We start from the raw sequence: 20,524 nt of genomic DNA on the forward strand, positions 1-20,524 counted from the left end.
ATAATAAACAGATTCACGTGCACATCCCAAAGGGTGTGCACTCACTAAACACGCTCATATAAAAATACTAACAACGTTATTAGTTAGAGAGTTGATGACTAAACAACAGATAACTAAAGAAATAACGGCTAGGAAAAAACCTTAAAACTTAATATTGAAATCTCGCTGTATTCAATAAATGGATCACAACATAAAAGGACTTGCTGACATGAGTGAGAGTAAAACAGAAATACTCAACCAAGACGCGAATAACGGAATTTTAGAGAAACTCTTTAAAATTAAGGCCCACGGAAGCAGCGTGAAAGATGAATTAATGGGGGGTGTGACTACCTTCGCCACTATGGCTTACATTATCTTCGTTAACCCACAAATAATGGCCGCATCGGGCATGGATGCAGGGGCGGTATTCGTCGCAACCTGTATTGGTGCCGCGATCGGTTGTTTGTTAATGGGACTATTTGCCAATTGGCCTGTTGGCCTTGCACCGGGCATGGGCTTAAACGCCTTCTTCTCGTTCACGGTAGTAAGCGAAATGGGTTACAGCTGGGAAGTCGCACTGGGTGCGGTGTTTATCTCCGGTATCTTGTTCGTCGGAATGAGCTTCTACAAGGTTCGCCAATGGATAATCGAAAGTATTCCGGTGAGTCTGCGCTATGCTATGACAGCGGGTGTTGGCCTATTCTTAGGTCTAATTGGCCTTAAAACAGCGGGCATCGTCGTCGAAAACCCAGCAACTTTGGTTTCTTTAGGGGATTTTACTAAACCTGAAGCTCTACTGGCCGCTATCGCCTTCTTGATCATCGCGGTACTCAGTGAGCGTAAAATATTTGGTGCCGTGTTAATCGGAATTTTGAGTGTGACTCTGGTCGGCATGATGCTTGGCTTAGTGCATTACAACGGCTTTTTCGCTGCTCCACCAAGTTTAGCGCCTACGTTCCTTAAAATGGACATTATGGGTGCGCTTGATGTTTCGATGATCAGCGTTATCTTGGCTTTCCTTTTTGTAAACATGTTCGATACCGCAGGTACTTTGATGGGCGTGGCTGAACGTGCAAACCTGACGAACCCTGAGACAGGCAAGATCGAAGGTCTGAGCAAAGCGCTGAAAGCCGACAGTATCTCAAGTGTGGCAGGTGCTTGTGTGGGTTGTCCGCCAGTAACCAGTTATGTAGAAAGTGCAGCGGGCGTTGCAGCGGGCGCACGAACTGGCCTATCGGCAATTGTGGTTGGCGTGTTGTTCTTAGCGGCGATTTTTCTATCGCCACTTGCAGGCATGATCCCCGCTTACGCAACCTCTGGCGCGCTGATTTACGTAGCGTTCGTAATGATGAGCAGCATGCAACACGTGGATTGGAAAGACTTCACCAACGGTGCTCCCGCAGCCATTACAGCGTTAATGATGCCTCTGACCTTCTCTATCGCGAATGGTATCGCACTGGGTTTCATTACCTACACAGTGCTGAAATTGGCGACAGGTAAAACAAAAGACGTCTCGATTTCGATGTACTTCTTAGCGGCTATCTTCGTTGCCAAGCTGGTGTTCATCGGATAATCAATACAGCAACATGATTTATTGCTTGGCTCATTCATGAGCCAAGTTACTAACACACAAGCTACCGACAAAATTGCTAAGAAAGCTAATTGTATTAATACGCGGAACGCAGATGCATTCCGTCCCTTTAATGCACTTTTTTATGACCCTACGCAGTTTGTAGAAGTCATTATTTGACCGCCAATCGCCTGTAAACGGAAACGCAGGCAGAGGAATATCAAATGAAACTTCTGTACACCCTAAATGAAAGACCGCCTCACGGCTTAACCTTCCTACTCGCATTGCAGCACATGCTCGCCTCGATTGGTGGCATTGTCGCTGTTCCCCTTATTGTCGGCGCTTCCATTGGCCTACCCAACACAGAGATCGTCTCACTGATCAATGCAGCGCTATTGGCATCCGGTATTGTGACCGTCGCTCAATGTCTTGGCTTTGGCCCTGTTGGCATTCGACTGCCCGTGGTTATGGGGTCGAGCTTTGCCTTTTTAGGTGTCGCTATCTCAATCGGTAACGAAGGTGGTGTCGCCGCGATCATGGGCTCGGCGCTTATCGGCTCGTTTGTCGTAATTGGTGCCAGCTTCTATATGGACAAAGTTCGAAAGCTGTTCCCAACCGTGGTAAGTGGTGTGGTGGTTACCCTAATCGGCTTAACCATTTTACCGGTTGCCATGAACTGGGTCGGAGACTCTCCTGCCAATACAGAACAATTCGCCACGCTACCTAAACTGTTTCTAGCTCTGGTCTCTTTGGGGATTGTGGTTGGTGTATCGGTTTACTGTAAAGGCGCGGTTGCCGCTTCAGCTATCGTGATTGGTTTAGCGGGAGGTTACATCGTTGCGCTATCGCTCGGCATGGTCGACCTTGAGCAAATCAGCTCTGCAGCTTGGGTTGGCGGACCTGAACCCTTCAAGTATGGCTTTACCTTTTCTGCTAGCGCCATCATCAGTATGAGCTTGGTGTACATCGTGGTTATCGCGGAAGCAACGGGTGACTTCATGGCATTGGGCAACAACTGTCAAACCCAAGTCAGCGGTAAAGATCTAAAACGTGGGCTGCTAGGCGATGGCCTTGGTAGTACCTTATCTTCAATTTTAACAGCGATGCCATTGGCGTCATTCAGTCAAAACGTCGGTATTGTTGGTATCACAGGTGTCGCAAGTCGCTATGTCGTAGCAGCAACCGGTGGTTTACTGATTTTAGGCGGTTTATTCCCGAAATTAGCCGCTATTGCCGTCACCATTCCTAAACCTGTTTTGGGTGGTGTGGGTTTCGTGATGTTCGGAATGATTGCCTACGCGGGTATCCGCATGTTGATCAAAGCCGCAGACACCAAACGTAACGCTTTGGTAATCTGTGTTGGTTTGGCGTCTGGTTTAGCTGTTACCTTCGAACCGAGATTACTTCAACATTTACCTCATGACCTAGCGAACTTTCTTCACTCTGGCATCACGACCGGTACTATCATGACCGTGCTGCTAAACCTTGTGTTACCGAAATCTTCACGAGCAGAAGAGCAAGAAGCGTTGGCCGAGAGCCAAGCGCAAGTTGAGCTAGAAATGAAAGAACAGGCTGAAGAAGAACTACACTCAAACGAGCAATTAGAAATTCAACAAGCAACAACAGAAACTGACGTTCAAACGGCATCAGATAACCCTGAGCCAAAAACGAACTAGATGAACCGCTAACGAGCGTAAAACCAATTTCCGTAGAATCACGGGCGTAACTAGAAAACTAATTGTTTCATCGCCCTTGATTCGAATTTATCTTTCACTACAAATACCAATAAAGACCCTCTTCCCTGAAAAGGCTGAGATGGCTAAGGACTACTATGAATGGAAACCATCTGGATTAAGAATCCTCTCGCAATCTACACTGGCTCAAATGCCGATGCAGAAGGTGGTATTGTCATAAAAGGTAATAAAGTCATTGAACTGGTTGGTAAACACAAAGAACCAACCTTACCGGTAGATTACAGCGTCGATGCCTCTCGTCATGTTGTGACTCCTGGGCTTATCAATGCGCACCACCACTTCTACCAAACCCTAACGCGTGCCTACCCCGGCGCACTCAATAAAGAACTCTTCCATTGGCTACAAAGCCTCTACCCGGTTTGGGCCAACCTCGATTCGGAGATGATGAGCCTTGCTACAGAGCTTGCTCTGGTTGAGCTTATGATGTCGGGTTGTACTACAGCTTCCGATCACCATTACTTATTACCAAGCGGGCTTGAGCACGCTATTGATTTACAAGTCGAGGCGGCCGAGAAGCTGGGTGTAAGAGCAATTTTCACTCGCGGTTCTATGAGCCTAGGGGAAGATGAAGGTGGGCTACCTCCAAGACACACCATTCAAACCGAGCAGACCATCATTGATGACAGCCAACGCTTGATTCGCGATTACCACCAGCGTGATGAAGGGGCGATGATTCAAATCGCACTCGCGCCTTGTTCGCCGTTCTCTGTCACCACCGATCTAATGAAAGAAACCGCTAAGATAAGTGAGCGTGAGAACGTAATGATGCACACGCACTTATGTGAAACACTGGATGAAGAAGACTTCTGTATTGAGAAGTTTGGCCTGCGCCCTGTGGATTACCTAGAAGATGTCGGCTGGCTCAACGACCGTACTTGGCTTGCTCATGGTATTCACTTCAACCCAGAAGAGATCAAGCGCTTGGGTAAAGCAGGAATTGGTATCAGCCACTGCCCGACGTCCAACATGATGTTGGCTTCTGGTATTTGTAAGAACAACGACCTCGAAGCCGCTGGCGTGAAAGTGGGGCTTGGTGTGGATGGATCGGCTTCGAATGACGGCTCCAATATGATTGCCGAAGTTCGCATGGCGATGTATCTACAACGCCTGCAATATGGTTCGGCTAATGTTTCACACTTCGACGCACTGCGCTGGGCAACGTCAGGCTCTGCACGAGCGATGGGCAGAACCGACATTGGCACGCTAGAGGTCGGCAAACAAGCCGACATCGCGATGTTCAAGCTTGATGACATTCGCTTCTCTGGCAGCCACGACCCACTCGCTGCACTATTGCTTTGTGGTGCTCAACAAGCAGATAAAGTGATGGTTGCCGGCAAGTGGCGAGTTAACGATGGCGCTGTGATTGGCGTAGACATGGAGCAACTGATGCACCGCCACCATGCGGCAGCCATGAAGTTAGGTAAGCTGGCGATGAATAACTAGGTATGTGTTATCTAAGTAACACGAAAATAACAAGGCCGACGTAATGTCGGCCTTGTTATTTTTATTCGATTTTTAGAATCAGGTTTGCGTCCGAATCCATCAAACTTTTAGACTTAATTGTATGCTCGAGCAAGTATTCCCTGCCCTTGATATTCATACATTCCAGCATCGTTACTGATGAACACCGACTCGCCTGAACTCAGCGTTAACTTGTGGTCTTTGGTCTCAACCGTCACCTTTCCATCAACACAAAACAATATCTCTGCGCTCCGGAGGTATTGTTGGTTCCCAGTCTCGTTCACAGATAAAATATCGAACCCAAAATCATCCACTGGAATTGGAAAGCTTAACTTACTTTCTTTCACGATCGGCTGTAGCTTAATAGTTTCAATTTCTGTCGTTTCAAAACGAGTATTATCAATCAACTCAGAGACATCGATAAACTTGGGAGTCAGGCCAGCGCGTAATACGTTGTCCGAATTCGCCATGATTTCCAACCCAGTCCCCTCGATATAAGCATGTGGTGTTTCAGCGTGTAAAAACATCGCTTCTCCCGGTGCAAGCTCTACCGTATTAAGCATCAGAGGCGAAAACAAACCGATATCATCCGCGTAGTGCTGTTTAAAGCCTTTGCTGTACTGCAATGCTTCTCGTCCCATCGCGGTTTTCGGCCTACGTTCATGAGCACAATACAACTGCTCAAGGGCCAACTGCTTACGTTCATCTTCAAGAGTCATCACTGCGGTAAAAAACGTTTTCAAGCCTTCGTGGTTTAGGTTGTTTGATAAAGCCGTAATTTCGGTATCTAAAGCCGTAATTCCAGCTTCTTCAAACAGCTCAACAATTTGCGATACCGGACGAAAGCCATTCATCGCTTTGTAAAAAGTGAGCGCGTAAACAAGCTCAGGCTTATGGTTTGGATCTTTATAGTTACGATTAGACGCATCTAGGCTAATGCCTAATTGGTTTTCTCGCTCGAAGCCAAGTTGAGCTTTCTTCTTACTCGGATGTACCTGTATCGATAACGGAGTTTCTGCGGCCAGCACTTTAAACAGATATGGCAATTCTCCAAACCTTGCTTGTGTGTACTCTCCAAACATTCCTTTGCTATTTTTACTCAATACGTCCGAAAGCAGCTGCCCGGTTTCCGCCACTCTTGAGCAGCCTCTCGGATGTGCACCCATCCAAATTTCAGCTTGAGGTTGAGCATCAGGGTTTTGAATACCAAACAGTTCCGAAATAGACTGCTTGCTACCCCATGGGTAATGTTGAATAACATTATCTAATTTAAATAACGACATAATATTTCTTTGCATTACTGACAAGTAACCAAACGCTGTAATCACCAGACACGGTAATCACCAGATGCGGTCAGCTACTTGGTATTAATGGTGGTACCCAACTTAAGGGTCGCGGCGATATTTCTAGCGGTGCGAATCACGTTGCTATTGGCTTCGACCAGCACTTGTTCAAGGCTTTGAGGAGAGCGAACAGTGGCAAAAGTGCTATCAATCGTGTTGTACAACTCTTCAACTTCTGCCCCTAACGAGCCCGCAATTCCAATGACTGGAATCAACTTAGCCTTGGCACGTTTTGCGATACCAAATGGGGTTTTACCTTGCAAGGTTTGATTGTCCATTTGACCTTCACCTGTGATCACCAAATCCGCTTGTTCAATGACTTTATCGGCATCTAGCGCATCTAAAATCATCTCGATACCCGGCTTGATTTGAACATCAAATAACAGCGACAGCCCCAGCGGAGTCCCGCCAGCTGCGCCAAAGCCAATGCTCTCGCTGCGGTCGATACCAGTGGTTAAGCAAGCAACCTTGCCAAAGTGAGATAAACAGCGATCCAGCTCTGCAACCAAGCTTGGAGATGCGCCTTTCTGAGGTCCAAAAATCGCGCTTGCTCCATTTTCACCAATCAAAGGATTCGCAACATCGCACGCCACTATGAACTCCACTTGCGTACAACGCGGGTGGATATGTGATAAGTCGATACGATCCAGCTCAGAAAGTGCAGCTCCACCTTTTGGTAACTCATTACCATCTCGATCCAGCAACAGTCCTCCTAAAGCTTGGACAATACCAGCCCCGCCATCGTTGGTTGCACTGCCACCTAAACCCAGAAGAATCTTACTTACGCCCAGGTCTAACGCTTCTCGGATCTGCTCACCAGTGCCGTAAGTGGTCGTCACCGCTGGATCGCGCTCACCTGAATCAAGCAAATCTAGGCCCGATGCTGCCGCCACTTCAATCAGAGCGGTATTCCCGTTGTCTAGCAGCGCCCACTGTGCACTAGCCTTAGAATCGACATCGGTTCGCTCTAAAGGGCCAGTGACAGGCGAAATTCGTATCTCACCATCTAACCCTTGCATCAGCACCTCAACGGTTCCCTCACCACCATCGGCGAGAGGAAGATGCATATATTCGGCGTTTGGGAAAACTTGAGAGAAGCCTTGCTCAACGCACTCGCAAACCTGTTTGGCTGTCAGGGACTCTTTAAATGAGTCGGGAGCAATCACTATTTTCATCGACGATATTCACTCTAAAGCAGTAAGAACAAAAACGCTGAAATAAGTAAGCCGACTCCAAGTACCACTGGATAAGCTATTTGGCTGATGTCTTTCGCCATTTCCGGTTCTTCTTGCTGCTGTTTCGCATCTGAAATCGCTTCGCTTTTCGTATTGCTACCTTCATTGGTCTCGGCTTGCTGAGCATTCACATCTTGAGAAATGTCGTCCTCCGCACCAAACAATTTCATGATTTGTTGAGTCGAATTCGCCGCTAATAGTTCATCACGGAAATCATCGTCAACAAGTGATGACGTTAGCGTCGTCAATACTTCCATATGCGTGGACCCGGCTTCAGCTGGCGGGATCGCTATCAAGAAGATCATATTAACGGGCTCATCACCGTCAATGCCTTGCCACATCAGTTCGTCTTTTACAAAAGCGCAAGCAAACACAGGCTCAATTACCGCTGGTGATTTGCCATGAGGCACCGCCAAGTATTCACCTAGAGCCGTCGGGCCTTCTTCCTCACGCAGTAATACGGCATCTAAGAACTGCTGCTTATTGGTTAATTTTCCTGCTTGATCGATCTTGTCTGTCAGAGCATTAATTGCTGCAAATCGGTCGTCGAACACTGCATCTAACAGGATTAAGTTTTCAGACGTTAAGTTAGATAATTTCATGTGTGATTCCTTATTGCGCTTTAGCGATCTGACTTTGCTCTTGAGCAGAACAAGCTTGCTGCTTCAGCCAAACAAATTGATACGGTTTTAATTTAAAGGCGTTCTCTAGTGGCTCATTACTGATCAGATCATGTCCGCTTTCTTCTAGACGCACGGTTTGCGAAGATTCACTTAAGTTCACGGCAAATCGAATCGTCTCTGCGCCTTCACCGCGCTGTAGTGCAAATACCTTATCGCCAAGATCTAAGATCGCTTGGCTAGAAAGCGGCGAAAACGCTGACTGAGTCTTACGCAATTTCACCAATTCATTCATCTGGCTATACACTTGCTGACGTAACGAACCTGCCTCAGCCAGCTCAGCTTCCAACTCATCTAGGTCGAACTTCTCGCGGTTGATTCGACGGTTGATACCTGACTCCAACATGCCTTGAATGTCGTTTCCGCTACCCAATAGGCTGTGATAATAAATCGCTGGTACACCAATAAACGAAAGCAAAATAGATTGCGCTGCTAAGAACTTCTTCGCTTTAAACTCATCGCTGTCTGCTGCATCAGTTAAAGCACTTAAGTAATTGATGTTCAATTCATAAGGCGATTGCGTACCGTCACCATTATTCTTGTAATTTACACGTCCGCCTTTTCGCTCAACTTGCTCACACATCAATCGGCGATCTTCGTTGCTAAGAATGCCTTCTGTTGGGCGAACCCCCACGCCATCGTGGCTGGCAAGGAAGTTAAAGTAGGTCGTCTTGCTTCCTTGCTTTAACGACGTCATGGCTTCTTCAGTTAAACCTTTCGCCCATTTGGTTAGTACAGAACTGTTCTGGCTCATGAAAGCGTGCAGAGTTAAAGGTGGCAGCGGGAACTGATACACCATGTGCGCTTCATTTCCCTGACCAAAGTACGAAATATTTTCTTTGTGTGGCACGTTCGTTTCAGTGATCAGCAGCGCCCCTGGGATCGTTTCATCAAAGATGATTCTCCACAGTTGAATAATTTGGTGCGCTTCAGGAAGGTGGATACAAGTGCTATTAAGCCCTTTCCAAATAAACCCAATCGCATCCAAGCGAATTGAACGACCACCATTTGCGGCGTACATCAACAAGATATCAATACTTTCCAACAGCACTTTAGGGCTGCGGAAATTGATATCAATTTGATCATCCGAGAAAGTTGTCCATACATGGGTGGTCTCACCCGAAGCCTTACTAAACGGTGTCAGGAGCGGTAATGCGCGGGGGCGTGTAACACTCGAATAGTCTAGGCTTGGGTCAGACTCAACAAAGTAATCTTGGTATTGCTCATCACCAGCTAAGTACGCTTGAAACCAATCACTGCTTTTAGAGATATGATTGATAACGCAGTCGTACATCAAATCGAAGTTTTCAGACAAGGCGTTGAGATGCTCCCAATCACCGAGCTTTTCGTCGACTTTACGGTAATCCACCACGCTGAATCCATCATCAGAGGTATAGGGAAACATTGGCAGAATATGAATATTGCTGATTGAGTCTTTCAGGTACTTATCCGCGAACGACTTCATGCTACTTAAGGTTTTTTCACCACTACGAGAAAAGCTGTCACCGTAAGTAATCAAGTATGACGTCGTCTCATCGACCCACTGCGAATACAGTGGTGCACTTGGCTTCCATTTCTCAATCAAGACTAAGATTTCTTGAGTAATCGAATGCGCATCCTCTTCGCCATAAATATCGGCAACTTTATTGAAGATTGTTTTTTCAATCATGTCTCTGTCCTTATTGAGCAACGGAAAACGTTACACGTAAATCGATGCTGTTGTTTGGCTTAACCACAGCGTTAGCGGTGCTCTTATCATTTGTTGACTCGGCGTACAATTTCGGTTGTTCTCTGTAATCCACCAACTCGACTTGAGCAAATTGTTTGAACGCAGTCAGATCGAGTTCGATAGCTGAAGGCGTTGGGTTGAACAATCGAACGACCACAGCGTCTTTGTTGTAGAAAGAGTGCCCGATACTTGATAGCTCAAGGGGCTGCTCTAGCGAAAGTAGGCTGAATGACGCCAAACGCTCGCGTGAATCAAATCGAACTTGGAAGCGCTCTAATCGGTTTTCAAAACTATTTAGCGTTTGCTTTTGGTAACTGAACGGTGCATCGAGGTACTCTCGCTCTAGCTGACGAACTGTGTCGTGCTTAGCATCTTCTGTTAACGCTAAAGCAAAGCTAAATTGCATAGACTTTTGCAGCTGCGCATCTGGAGTGTGTACCACGGTATTGTTAATGCCAGAAGCTCGGCCCGGTCGCCACTCTAAGTCATCTTTACCCAGCACTCCGGTTGACTTGAATAGAGTTAATGCCACCTTATCTGAGTGCTCACCTTTGATGATTTGGAATTCTTTAAGGCCACTCCCGTTAATCACTAGTGCTTTATCTTGTTCTGCTAACGCTACAGCCCCTTCTGTAGTTTCGATATCGATTGGACATTCACGGAACTTCTGCTGCCAACCTTCAATTGACGGTTCAATTGGACGTTCCATCAATGCGAATGGCTGAGTACTGATAGAGGTATTGGACTGCACGTCAGAGTTAACCAACACACGAACTCGGTGATCTTTCGCTTGGTTGAGTGTTGTGATGTCCACTACTAGCTGCTCACGACCTTGGCTAAGCGTTAGGCTTACCTCAAATACCGCTTGATGATCGTTCTGGTTTGCAGTACGTGCGTTGAGATCGACAGGAATGTCGAGCGTCGCGCGTACCGTCATCACTTGCTCTGTTTCACCAACCTGAGTTTCGATAAGCTCGATGGATTGGTTATATACTGGAATGTCACCTTGTAACGGTGAGAAGTCATACGAGTCGCCATCATCCGCTTGTTCTTCAAACGTAAGAAGTTGAGGAATAATACGGCTAGCCTTTTTATCGACTAACTGAAGCTGGCCGCCTTCGCACGTCAACATAAGTGATTCGTTTTCAATCGCGGTTTGCTGACGCACTTCCATTTGACGGTTGCTCACATCGCTTAGCTGCACTTCAAATACCTGATAGCCCATTGCAGGTAAGTCGTTCACTGAAATGTTCAGTTCAAAACGGTAGTACGGCGGAACCGCAACCTCTTTCTCACCATCTTTCGTGACTTCAATGACTTTACCGCCATCTAACGTCTCACACGTAATCACTTCGATAGCGCAGTGTTCATTACCATCTGAGATTGCAATGTTTTCATGTGAACTGAATACCACAGCCTTCACTAGGCCAGTGTAAGGTTGAAGTTGACCATTGAATAACATTAGCTCGTCGTCATGACAGCTACTCGCGATTTCTTTGATCACTAGGTTATACAAACCATGACAGATTTCTTGAGCTTGCTTTAGGCGGTGCATAATATCAGCGTTAGTGGCATCGCTATTACAACCACCAATGCTATCGTGAGCATGACATTCAAGGATCTTCTTCCAAGCGATATCAATAAGTTCGGTGTGCACGGTAATGCCTTGCGCTTTAGCAATTGCAATAACCACTTCAAGCTTCTTAATCAAGAACTGTTCTATATCGAAGTTGAGCTTTTTGATGTCGTATCGGACTGAGCCAATCGTCTTATGAATTCGTGCGTAACGCGGCGCTTTAAATTCACCGTGATAAGTTTCAAAGCTATCGCTGTTGTCGCGCAATACATCCACAAACGCTTCCATCGATGAAATGGCGTACACGTCTTGTTCTGGTGAACGCTGGGTTGCGGTTTGGAGTGTTTTTGGAAGCTCGGGATCAATATTCACTTGATCGCCACCCGATGGAATAAGCACCTCATCTAAGCCAGAAAGCGCTTTGATCTTCTCGACCATAGGGAAGATTTTCTTATCCAAATGGTCCGCTGTCGCCACCATGTTTTTAGCAGCGCCATAACCGTGAACAAGGTTATATGCGTAAATCTCGTCTCCGCCTGCCGAGCACCAATTAAAGTTAGATCGCTCTACCTGTTGGTCGTAATCAATCCCGCGCCAGAAGATGATGTTGTCGATCCCCATGCCTTTAAATAAAGTTGGCATTTGTGCGTTATGACCGAATGTATCGGGTAAGTAACCCACTTTCATGCTGTGACCTAAACCTTCAGCAATGTGCATACCGTACTTAAGGTTACGGATGATCGATTCGCCCGCCACATTGTAAGTATCGGTTTGAGTGTACCAAGGGCCAATAAACAACTTCTTATCAGAAACCAGCGCTGCTAGACGTTCACGCATATGTGGTAGGACTTTGAGATAATCCTCTACGATGGATGATTGTCCATCTAGGTGATAGCAGCTGTACTCTGGTTGAGTTTCCAACGTTTCGATAACTTTGGTGAAGTTATACGTCGCTAAGACGTCACTGTCTTGTTGGGTAAAATACCACTCACGATCCCAGTGTGTATGTGGAATAACATGAACTTTAGCCATTGATTTATCTCGACTTGTCTTAATTTTTGATCAAGGGGAAGTAATCACTCCCCCCTATAATTTTCGAATAAAGCGGTAACCTAATTAGGCATTGCTCGGTTGAGGTTTAGTGCATAGCAGTAGTGCGACTGCGATAAAGCCTGAGCCAACGAACACAGATAAGGTGTAGCTAATTGGGTCTGATGATAGGAACCAACCCCAAACGGCTGGGAGCGGTAGACTTTGGAAAACGTTCAGGACAACCGCAAGTTGAGTACCAATGATTGAACCAAGGATCATAATTGGGATCATCTTAGGGTTCTTTAGAATGAACGGGATTGCACCTTCTGAAATACCAATCATGCCAAGCATCAAAGAAGTTTTACCTACGGTTTGCTCTTCTGGTGTAAATACGCGCTTGCGGAATTTGCCGTCTAACATTGCCGCCAAACCAACCCCAATTGGTGGAATAACAATACCCAGTTCACGTGCAATAAGATCGAAGCCTTCGCTCATGCCGTTAAGACCCAACGCTACCGAGCCGGCTGCTTTGTTAATTGGGCCACCCAAGTCAAAAGCGGTACCCGCAGCAATCACCATCGAATAAATGCCTCGGCCTGCGTCGCCTGCTTCAGTGAACAAGTTGATCATCGCAAGGTTCAAAGCGCCAAAGAACGGGTTAATCACGTACTCCATGGTCAGTACCATCACCACACCGGTTACGGCTGGCACTAGCAACATGGTTTTTAGAGTCGTCAGATCGGTTCTTACACGAATCACATCGTTGAGATAGCGAACCAAGTAACCTACGAGGAAACCAATCGCGATAGCGCCGAAGAATCCAGATGGTGCCCACCCTTCTAAATCGAAAAACCTCTTGTACGGTTCGTCTGTCATCAAACCGCCGATAAAGGCTGGAATAAGAGCTGGTTTACCCGCAATAGAATAAGCTAGGTATCCGGCGAAGATTGGATACATAAACTTGATTGTCATGAAACCAAGCTTATCGAGGGTTTCAATTGGCGAGCCCGAAATATCAATAAACTCGCCAGTAATTTTTGCCACCGCCATTAGCAAGCCACCAAGAACAACCACAGGCAGCATATAGCTGATACCTGTCATGATGTGGCCTATCGCGACTTGGTAGGCGGAGCGCTTTTCGTCCTGAACTTCAACATCAGAGTCAGACTTTTCTTTACCGCGCAGAAAAACCGTCGGAAGCAAATCGTCGACTCGTTTAATCAATTCTTGGGTACGAATTTGTAGGGGATTCGCGTTATCAAAACGTTCCATATCCATAATTGGCACATCTACGGCTAATACGACACCGTCTGCTGTTGCGATATCGTGCGCCGTTAGTTTATTTTTGACACCATCACTACCTTGTGTTTCAACTTTAACTTCATAGCCTTGCTTTTCAGCCCAGCTCTGAATTTTTTTAGCTGCCATGAAGGTGTGCGCAATCCCTGTAGGGCAGGCAGTCACTGCAACCAGTTTTTTCTTAGCCATGGTTTAATACCTTGTTCTTATCAACTGCAGCCAGTATATGAAGCGTGAATGTATGCCGACACTGTTTCATCGTACAACCGTAGTATCACGATACATCTGTGACTGAGGTCATGGTAATTCGCCTCATTTTCGCGCGTAATATTGATAGTTTCTTCAATAATAGCTGAGAGCAATGAACACATTTCAAGGTATAGAACGCGCGATTTACGAATATTTGATAGGCCATGCCAGTGAACTACATGATATTTCCGCTAAGACCATTGCAAATAAGGCTTTAACAACAACGACATCGGTAAACCGAGTCTGTAAAAAAATGGGCTACGCAAGTTATACTGAATTGCGATACAAACTCGCGAATGAGCTCAAAAAAACTGAGCCAATCCCTGAAAATGACATGAGCCAACAACAAATTGCCATTGTTGCCAATACGTTAAAGTTGTCCCCTGTGGTGTATATGTATTCTCGCGGTGCATCCATTGTTAGCGTAAATTACCTATCTCGCTTTTTGTCACTAGCCAACGTACCCCATTTGGTAATCACAGACATTCATCAGCTCACTCGTGCCGAACTAGGTACTCTGCTACTGATCAGTAAATCTGGTGAAACCAACGCTGTAATTGAAATGGCACAAAATGCGAAGCGTAAAGGGCTCAAAGTAGTAGGAATAAGCCACCAAGGCTCAACACTTGACCAGATTTGTCACCTAAACGTAGCGCTAGAAGAGCAAGTGGACGGGATTTCTTTGTATGGAAGGGAGTCTCAAATTCACTCACTGCAAATCGTTGACCAAATTGGTAAAGAACTGCTCACTTTTTAACTCCTCCCTCTTGTACAGTTCTCCAGATGCAAAAAGAGCAGCGATTCCGGCTGCTCTTTTATTTTGACTCAATATTACGGACAATAAATATACATCAAGCTCAGTAGCTTATAAGTTCATAACAAACCCTAAACGTACCGCATAGTCATTTTCTCTATTACTATTAGAATCCACGTAAGTTTCATCGACAGACACGAGCTCCATGTAAGGCGTCCAAGTTTCGTTAACCTTGTAGTTAACCATAACTGTGTGTTCCCAGTAATCGTCACGACCTGTACCTTGATCGACACCGTCTTGATAGCGGTAACGAGGGTTATACATTAAGCCTATATCACCAAAACTTTTCGATAGCCAAATATCAAACTGATTAGAAGCACCACGAGTCGTACCGCTACCATCTAGGTAGTCTTTGCCATTTGCATCGTTCGACCAGTTGTAACGATAGCGGCCGGTTAAAGACACTCCGTTTTCGAAACTTGTCCCTAGCTTTAAATAAGGACGATATTCGGTCCAGTTTGGAGCAGTGACCGTCACCAGACCTGGAGCCCAATACCACTGATCATTTATTTGGAATTTGTAAGTAGCCTCAAATTCTTGAGCCGCTGCTTTTAGACCATTTTTGTCTTCATCATTTGAATCATTACCTGCAAAGTAACCATCATTATGTATCTGGGCTGCCTCAGCGCTAAAGTAGAAACCAGTATCAAAAGTGTGCATAAATTTGACACGGCTATCACGGATATCAGATGCAGTGTTGTGACCAAAACGCACATCTAACTTGGTTTCTCCAGCAAAAGTGGGCATTGAAGAAAGGGCAATAAGAGTAGAACAAAGTAGGACTTGGGTTTTCATTTTCAACCTTTATATTTTATTAGAGGGACGAGTTTTTACGTCGTCGCCACTATAAAACTCAGGGATTCAATGAGTAAAAAGTATTGTGATACATTCGATGTATCACGGTTCAACTTGAAGGTTGGTCACATTCAAAAACGGTATCAAAACTAATTTTTACAGTAGCCAATGAGTAATTGTTCCAAAACAGAAATGATAAGAACAATCCATAACTTAACTACCGCTCAGATCAGAGCATACAAGCTGACAGGTACCATTACCCCTAAATTAACCTAATTCATCAAACTTTTAGACTTAATCGCCTTCTTAGAAAGCTCTTTCGCAAAGGCTTTGATATCCGTTTCAAACTGATCAACGCTTTGGCGGATGTCATCCAGCTGAACCGTCTGCATCACGCGGTTTTCCATTACGATTTGGCCGTTAACAATGGTCGTGTCGATGTTGCTTGGGTTCGCTTGATAAACCAAGGTCGCGTATGGGTCGTAGCTTGGCATCATGTTCGCTGATTGTGTCTCGACAATCACTATGTCTGCTTTTTTACCGACTTCCAAAGAACCAATTTGGTCTTCCATGTGTAAGGCTTTAGCGCCACCTAAGGTCGCCATTTCAATCACTTGCTCAGGAATCATGATAGTGCGGTCAGAATGCTTTAAACGTTGCATATTTGCAGCGTAGCTTAGGGTACGCATGATATCGACTTGATTTGAGCTCATTGGGCCATCGGTTCCCAAGCCTACTCGCATGTCAGCACGGTACATATCCCATGCTGGTGCGATGCCGGTTGCGCCTTTAGCGTTCGCCATTGGATTGTATGAGATCCCTGCGTCAGCTTGCTTTAGAAGCTTTTGATCGTTCTCTGAAAGGTGGATACCGTGAGCAATGACTACACGCTTGTCTAGCACACCAATTTCACTCATGTATTCGACTGGCGACGTTGCCTTAGTTTCATCTTTGATGCGCTTTTCTTCATTCGGGAATTCAGCAACGTGAATTAATACAGGCACATCGTATTGAGCAGACAGTTTGTTGATTTCTTGAAGCTTGTCTTTGCTCACTGTGTACACCGCGTGTGGTGCGTAAGCAGGTGTAATCAGCTCGTCGTTTTGGTACTGCTCAATGAAGCCTTTGGCATAATCGATACCGCCATAAGGTTCTTTAGCGTCTACCACAGGGAACTTAATCACGGTCTCGCCGAGCACCGCACGCAGACCAACTTCTTTGGTCGCTTTTGCCATTTCATCCATGTGGTAATACATGTCGGCATAAGTCGTGACACCACTTTGTGCCAGCTCGATACTGCCTAGCTTGGTCGCGTTATAAATCAGTTCACGGCTTAGCTTTTCTGCTTCAAGCGGGAAGAAGTAAGCGAATAATCGGTTGGAAATACCCTCTTCTCCCAGACCGCGAAACGCAATCATAGGAAGGTGGTTGTGAGCATTAACCATGCCTGGCATAACAATACCATCTTGAGCATCAATCACCTTTTCAGCTCGGTATTGAGTCATCAAGTCCTCATTACCCACCGCGATGATCTGGTCGTTTTTAACGACAACAACACCATCTTCAATCACATCCATTTCAGAGTTGATCGTCAGGACTTGTCCATTAGTGATAATCAGATCGGCGTTGTATGTTTGAGTTGCCACTGTCGAACCACAGCCAGCCAGTAAAACTGCGCTAATGGTACATGCCAAGCTTTTAAGCGTCATTGCTAAACCTATATGTTGTGCGTGTAATATTGTTAGGAGCTTCACTTTAAGTTTTCAGCTTTTCGCTTTTCGCTTTTCGCTTTTCGCTTTTCGCTTTTCGCTTTTCAGAAGAATAAGTGCCGCTAATTTTCGCGACACTATAACCTGTTATTTAAATGAAATGGCATACCTAATCGAGCCAGATTCAAGATAAATATGTAATTGCACAACAAGTCACAAAACCGAGCTTCACGCCTCGTTGATGTTGGCGTACTACGCGATCTCTGCGTGCAAACTGTCCTTAGTTCTCGAAACCGAGCCTTTAGAAAAGAACAACGCATACATAGCAGGAATCACCAACAGTACAACTGGCAATGAGAACAACAGGCCATAGCCTAGCGTGAGCGACATTGGCCCCATAAACACATCCGTTCCGCCTAGCCCATAAGCGAGCGGTAGCAAGCCAGCTACTGTGGTCAGAGAGGTCATCACGATTGGACGTAGACGGCTGACTGCAGCTTGCGTCACGGCGTCTATCGCGTTCAATCCTTCGGTCCTTAGTTCGTTAATCCTGTTAATCAGAACCAATGAGTTGTTAACCACCACCCCGGTCATTCCAAGTACGCCAATCAGTCCAAACAGAGACATCGGCTGCATGTGTACGACTAACGCCATCAGTGAAGCCATGATCGCAAACGGGATAACTGCCATAATAAGCAGTGGTTGCAGTAATGAGTTGAACATCACCGCCAATACAAAGTAGATCGCCACCATCGCCGCAGGGAACACCACCATAAAACCGCTCATGGTTTCATTGGTGCTTTCCGCCTCGCCGCCAACATTAATTGTCACACTTGCTGGGTATTGGCCTGCAAGCTCAGTAACTAACTCATCGGCTAGCGCGACAGCGCTGATACTCTCGTCAGATAAACCCGCAGAAACCGTCACCTCACGCTCACCATTGTAGTGTTTGATAAGACGCGGGATTTCTATCTGCTCAACCATGGCCAAGCGGCTCAGTGGTACTTGTTGTCCGTCTGCCGTGTAAATTTTGGTGGTTTTCAGTTTCTCTATATCGCGGAACTGCTCGTCCAATACCACTCGTATATCGACTTCTTGGTCACCAAGCCAGGTGGATGTCACGCTGTTACCATCAAACCCGACACGCAGCGCATTTGATAGATCAGTCACCGTTAGGTTGTATTTCGCCAGCCAGTGATACTGAGGAACAATATTAAGCTGGGGATCTTTCAGCGCTTCACTGTGGTTAATGCTGGTTACCCCTTGGTAGTCTTCTAACCAAGCCATCACCAAATCAACCGTTTGGTTGCGCTCGCTCTCCGTTCCGCCAAGCACGCGGACTTCAACTGGGTCACCCGGAGGCGGACCACCAGCATCAATTGAGAACTTAATAAACATCTCATCAGACAACGACGCCAACTCTTCATTCAGTGCAGTAATGATCTGCTCAGCAGAACGGCTGCGCTGATCAAAGTTCGTTAAGTTGATGATGCCTTGTGATACTGGCGACGAGTAAGTCAGTTCATAGCTGACTAGCTCGGTTTGAGGCAGAGATTCAATCGCTTGTTCAATAGCTTGATGAGCCTCTCGCACTTGGGATAACGGAGTTCCAGCCTTTACCTCGGTATACACATCAATGTATTTGCCCGCTTCTGTTGGGAAGATATCCACTTTCAACGAAGAGACTAAATAACCTGAAGCGACGAAACCAACGATGGCCAATGCGATAACCGATTTTTTGTAGTTCAGTGCCACATTCAGCAATGAACTATATTGGTTAGAAATCCATTCAAAACGGTCTTTTTCTTCGACTTTTTTGGTGTTCTCTTTTGCAGAAGATAAGTGAGCAGGTAGCGTTAACGTACATTCGATAAATGAGAACACTAATGCTGCAATAACCGTAATTGGAATCACTGCGACGGCTTTACCCATGGTGCCCGGTATGAACATCATAGGAATAAACACCAATGCAGTTGTCACTAGGCTTGCCATCAATGGCTTAATCACTTTTAAAGTACCCGACACCGCAGCATCGACGCCTGTTTTACCCGCTTCCTTCTCTTGGAAAATACTCTCAGCAATGATCACTGAGTCGTCGACGATAATACCGATCACCAACAACAACGCAGCCAATGTGATGCTATCTAAATTCAGCCCCATGATTGGCAGAACCATCATCACGCCAAACACACAAAATGGAATAGAGACCGATACCCAGAAAGCCACGCGACGCTGCAAGATCATGCTCAAGATCAGTAGAACCAGCACTAAACCTATCGCCCCGTTGGTTGCCACGATAGAGAACTTCTCGCCCATGTCTTTACCAAGATCTAGGCTTGTCTGGAAAATGAATTGGCCACCAATGCGCTCGCTCTCTTTGTCCAACAATGCCTTGATGCTATCGATGGTGGCGATCACATCGGCATTGCCGCTATTGGTGATTGAGAAAATGACTGCAGGCTTGCCGCTCATGACTGGAGCTTGCGTTGCTCGAGAAAAAGTATCGATGACTGTCGCGATATCAGAAACTCGCACAACCTGACCAGAATCCAACGCCTTAATCACGATGCTAGACACATCGTCCGTCGACTCCACTTTCGTCATGGTGACGATCTTCTGTTCTTGACTCCACGACTCAACAAAGCCGCCCGATTGCGACAGGTTGTGCTGCTCTATCGCGGTGCTGATATCGTCGAAAGCAACTTGATAACGACGCGCTTTTTCAGGATCGACCTCAACCCAAAACTCTCGCTCATTAAAGCCAGACATAGTGATAGAACCAACACCGCCAAGGTTGTTGATTTTCTTTTCTAACTGATAGGCGTAGTGCTGCAAAGACGCCGAATCTGTATTGTTACCCGCTAGGCTGACGCCAAAATGGTACACATCCAAAAAAGAGGTTTTTGGCTGAGTCACTACCGGTGGCGAATCAATATCTTTCGGCAGATTACCGACTCTATCGACCGCTTGTTGAATGTCTCGCAAGATCACTGCAGCATCTTCACCGGGCAGATATTCAACCTCAATGAAAGAACGTCCTTCTGAAGATTCAGACGAAAAATACGCAATACCATCCACTGAGCGAAGCTCTTTCTCGATTGGGTTAGTAATGTTCAATTCGATGTCTTGGGCCGTTGCACCGGGGTAGATGGTTTCGATTTCCGCAGTATCCATCGCAACATCAGGGTACTCTTGCAAATTGAGCTGAATTAACGACATAGCACCGGTTAACAGCACCATAACCGTGATGATACGAGCCAAGAACTGACGTTTGGCGAAGTATGCTAGAAAGTTCATTG

General features: G+C 46.1%; 13 protein-coding genes. 4 read left to right on the forward strand and 9 right to left on the reverse strand.

The features are described 5' to 3' along the window. Positions 1-208: 208 nt before the first annotated feature. From QQ041_RS18695 to QQ041_RS18705, 3 genes are all read left to right on the forward strand, one after another. Positions 209-1,552 (forward strand): NCS2 family permease, encoded by a 1,344-nt coding sequence (locus tag QQ041_RS18695; RefSeq protein WP_285954767.1) that lies wholly within the window; start codon positions 209-211, stop codon positions 1,550-1,552. Positions 1,553-1,773: 221 nt separating this feature from the next. After that, a complete protein-coding gene (locus tag QQ041_RS18700) occupies positions 1,774-3,225 on the forward strand; it encodes a nucleobase:cation symporter-2 family protein (protein WP_285954768.1) in 1,452 nt (483 codons plus the stop codon). Positions 3,226-3,384: 159 nt separating this feature from the next. After that, positions 3,385-4,746, forward strand: a complete 1,362-nt coding sequence (locus QQ041_RS18705; protein WP_285954769.1) for an 8-oxoguanine deaminase — start codon at positions 3,385-3,387, stop codon at positions 4,744-4,746. A 113-nt stretch (positions 4,747-4,859) separates the two neighbouring features. Here the strand turns inward: QQ041_RS18705 and manA are convergent, their stop codons facing one another. From manA to QQ041_RS18735, 6 genes are all read right to left on the reverse strand, one after another. Continuing rightward, on the reverse strand, positions 4,860-6,047 hold the full coding sequence (gene manA, locus QQ041_RS18710) for a mannose-6-phosphate isomerase, class I (protein WP_285954770.1): 1,188 nt from the start codon (positions 6,045-6,047) through the stop codon (positions 4,860-4,862). A 74-nt stretch (positions 6,048-6,121) separates the two neighbouring features. Continuing rightward, positions 6,122-7,282, reverse strand: coding sequence for a glycerate kinase (locus QQ041_RS18715; protein WP_285954771.1), 1,161 nt, complete (start codon positions 7,280-7,282; stop codon positions 6,122-6,124). A gap of 14 nt (positions 7,283-7,296) precedes the next feature. Beyond that, entirely contained in the window at positions 7,297-7,944 is a 648-nt protein-coding gene (locus QQ041_RS18720; RefSeq protein ID WP_285954772.1) for a fructose PTS transporter subunit IIA, read from the reverse strand. A 10-nt stretch (positions 7,945-7,954) separates the two neighbouring features. Beyond that, positions 7,955-9,691, reverse strand: a complete 1,737-nt coding sequence (locus tag QQ041_RS18725) for an alpha-amylase family glycosyl hydrolase (protein WP_285954773.1) — start codon at positions 9,689-9,691, stop codon at positions 7,955-7,957. A 10-nt stretch (positions 9,692-9,701) separates the two neighbouring features. Continuing rightward, complete coding sequence (locus QQ041_RS18730; protein WP_285954774.1) at positions 9,702-12,359, reverse strand: glycoside hydrolase family 38 C-terminal domain-containing protein; 2,658 nt, start codon at positions 12,357-12,359, stop codon at positions 9,702-9,704. An 84-nt stretch (positions 12,360-12,443) separates the two neighbouring features. Next, complete coding sequence (locus tag QQ041_RS18735) at positions 12,444-13,847, reverse strand: PTS fructose transporter subunit IIC (RefSeq protein ID WP_285954775.1); 1,404 nt, start codon at positions 13,845-13,847, stop codon at positions 12,444-12,446. Between the two features lie 172 nt (positions 13,848-14,019). On the opposite strand from QQ041_RS18735, the gene QQ041_RS18740 reads away from it, so the two are divergent. Continuing rightward, on the forward strand, positions 14,020-14,664 hold the full coding sequence (locus tag QQ041_RS18740; protein WP_061015689.1) for a MurR/RpiR family transcriptional regulator: 645 nt from the start codon (positions 14,020-14,022) through the stop codon (positions 14,662-14,664). Positions 14,665-14,772: 108 nt separating this feature from the next. Here the strand turns inward: QQ041_RS18740 and QQ041_RS18745 are convergent, their stop codons facing one another. The 3 genes from QQ041_RS18745 to QQ041_RS18755 all read right to left on the reverse strand — a co-directional run bounded on the left by QQ041_RS18745 (position 14,773) and on the right by QQ041_RS18755 (position 20,522). Next, positions 14,773-15,516: an oligogalacturonate-specific porin KdgM family protein gene (locus tag QQ041_RS18745; RefSeq protein WP_285954776.1), complete on the reverse strand. Its 744-nt coding sequence runs from the start codon at positions 15,514-15,516 to the stop codon at positions 14,773-14,775. A 272-nt stretch (positions 15,517-15,788) separates the two neighbouring features. Continuing rightward, positions 15,789-17,225 (reverse strand): amidohydrolase, encoded by a 1,437-nt coding sequence (locus tag QQ041_RS18750; RefSeq protein WP_285954777.1) that lies wholly within the window; start codon positions 17,223-17,225, stop codon positions 15,789-15,791. Positions 17,226-17,477: 252 nt separating this feature from the next. Further along, on the reverse strand, positions 17,478-20,522 hold the full coding sequence (locus tag QQ041_RS18755) for an efflux RND transporter permease subunit (RefSeq protein WP_285954778.1): 3,045 nt from the start codon (positions 20,520-20,522) through the stop codon (positions 17,478-17,480). Between the last annotated feature and the right edge of the window lie 2 nt (positions 20,523-20,524).

The sequence above is a fragment of the Vibrio sp. TMPB1044 genome (assembly GCF_030442075.1).
Lineage (GTDB): Bacteria > Pseudomonadota > Gammaproteobacteria > Enterobacterales > Vibrionaceae > Vibrio > Vibrio satsumensis.

Excerpts from the sequence above, each read along its gene's own strand:
- QQ041_RS18695 (WP_285954767.1), top strand. The coding sequence starts at position 209 with ATGAGTGAGAGTAAAACAGAAATACTCAACCAAGACGCGAATAACGGA.
- QQ041_RS18700 (WP_285954768.1), top strand. The coding sequence starts at position 1,774 with ATGAAACTTCTGTACACCCTAAATGAAAGACCGCCTCACGGCTTAACC.
- QQ041_RS18705 (WP_285954769.1), top strand. The coding sequence starts at position 3,385 with ATGGAAACCATCTGGATTAAGAATCCTCTCGCAATCTACACTGGCTCA.
- manA (WP_285954770.1), bottom strand. The coding sequence starts at position 6,047 with ATGTCGTTATTTAAATTAGATAATGTTATTCAACATTACCCATGGGGT.
- QQ041_RS18715 (WP_285954771.1), bottom strand. The coding sequence starts at position 7,282 with ATGAAAATAGTGATTGCTCCCGACTCATTTAAAGAGTCCCTGACAGCC.
- QQ041_RS18720 (WP_285954772.1), bottom strand. The coding sequence starts at position 7,944 with ATGAAATTATCTAACTTAACGTCTGAAAACTTAATCCTGTTAGATGCA.
- QQ041_RS18725 (WP_285954773.1), bottom strand. The coding sequence starts at position 9,691 with ATGATTGAAAAAACAATCTTCAATAAAGTTGCCGATATTTATGGCGAA.
- QQ041_RS18730 (WP_285954774.1), bottom strand. The coding sequence starts at position 12,359 with ATGGCTAAAGTTCATGTTATTCCACATACACACTGGGATCGTGAGTGG.
- QQ041_RS18735 (WP_285954775.1), bottom strand. The coding sequence starts at position 13,847 with ATGGCTAAGAAAAAACTGGTTGCAGTGACTGCCTGCCCTACAGGGATT.
- QQ041_RS18740 (WP_061015689.1), top strand. The coding sequence starts at position 14,020 with ATGAACACATTTCAAGGTATAGAACGCGCGATTTACGAATATTTGATA.
- QQ041_RS18745 (WP_285954776.1), bottom strand. The coding sequence starts at position 15,516 with ATGAAAACCCAAGTCCTACTTTGTTCTACTCTTATTGCCCTTTCTTCA.
- QQ041_RS18750 (WP_285954777.1), bottom strand. The coding sequence starts at position 17,225 with ATGACGCTTAAAAGCTTGGCATGTACCATTAGCGCAGTTTTACTGGCT.
- QQ041_RS18755 (WP_285954778.1), bottom strand. The coding sequence starts at position 20,522 with ATGAACTTTCTAGCATACTTCGCCAAACGTCAGTTCTTGGCTCGTATC.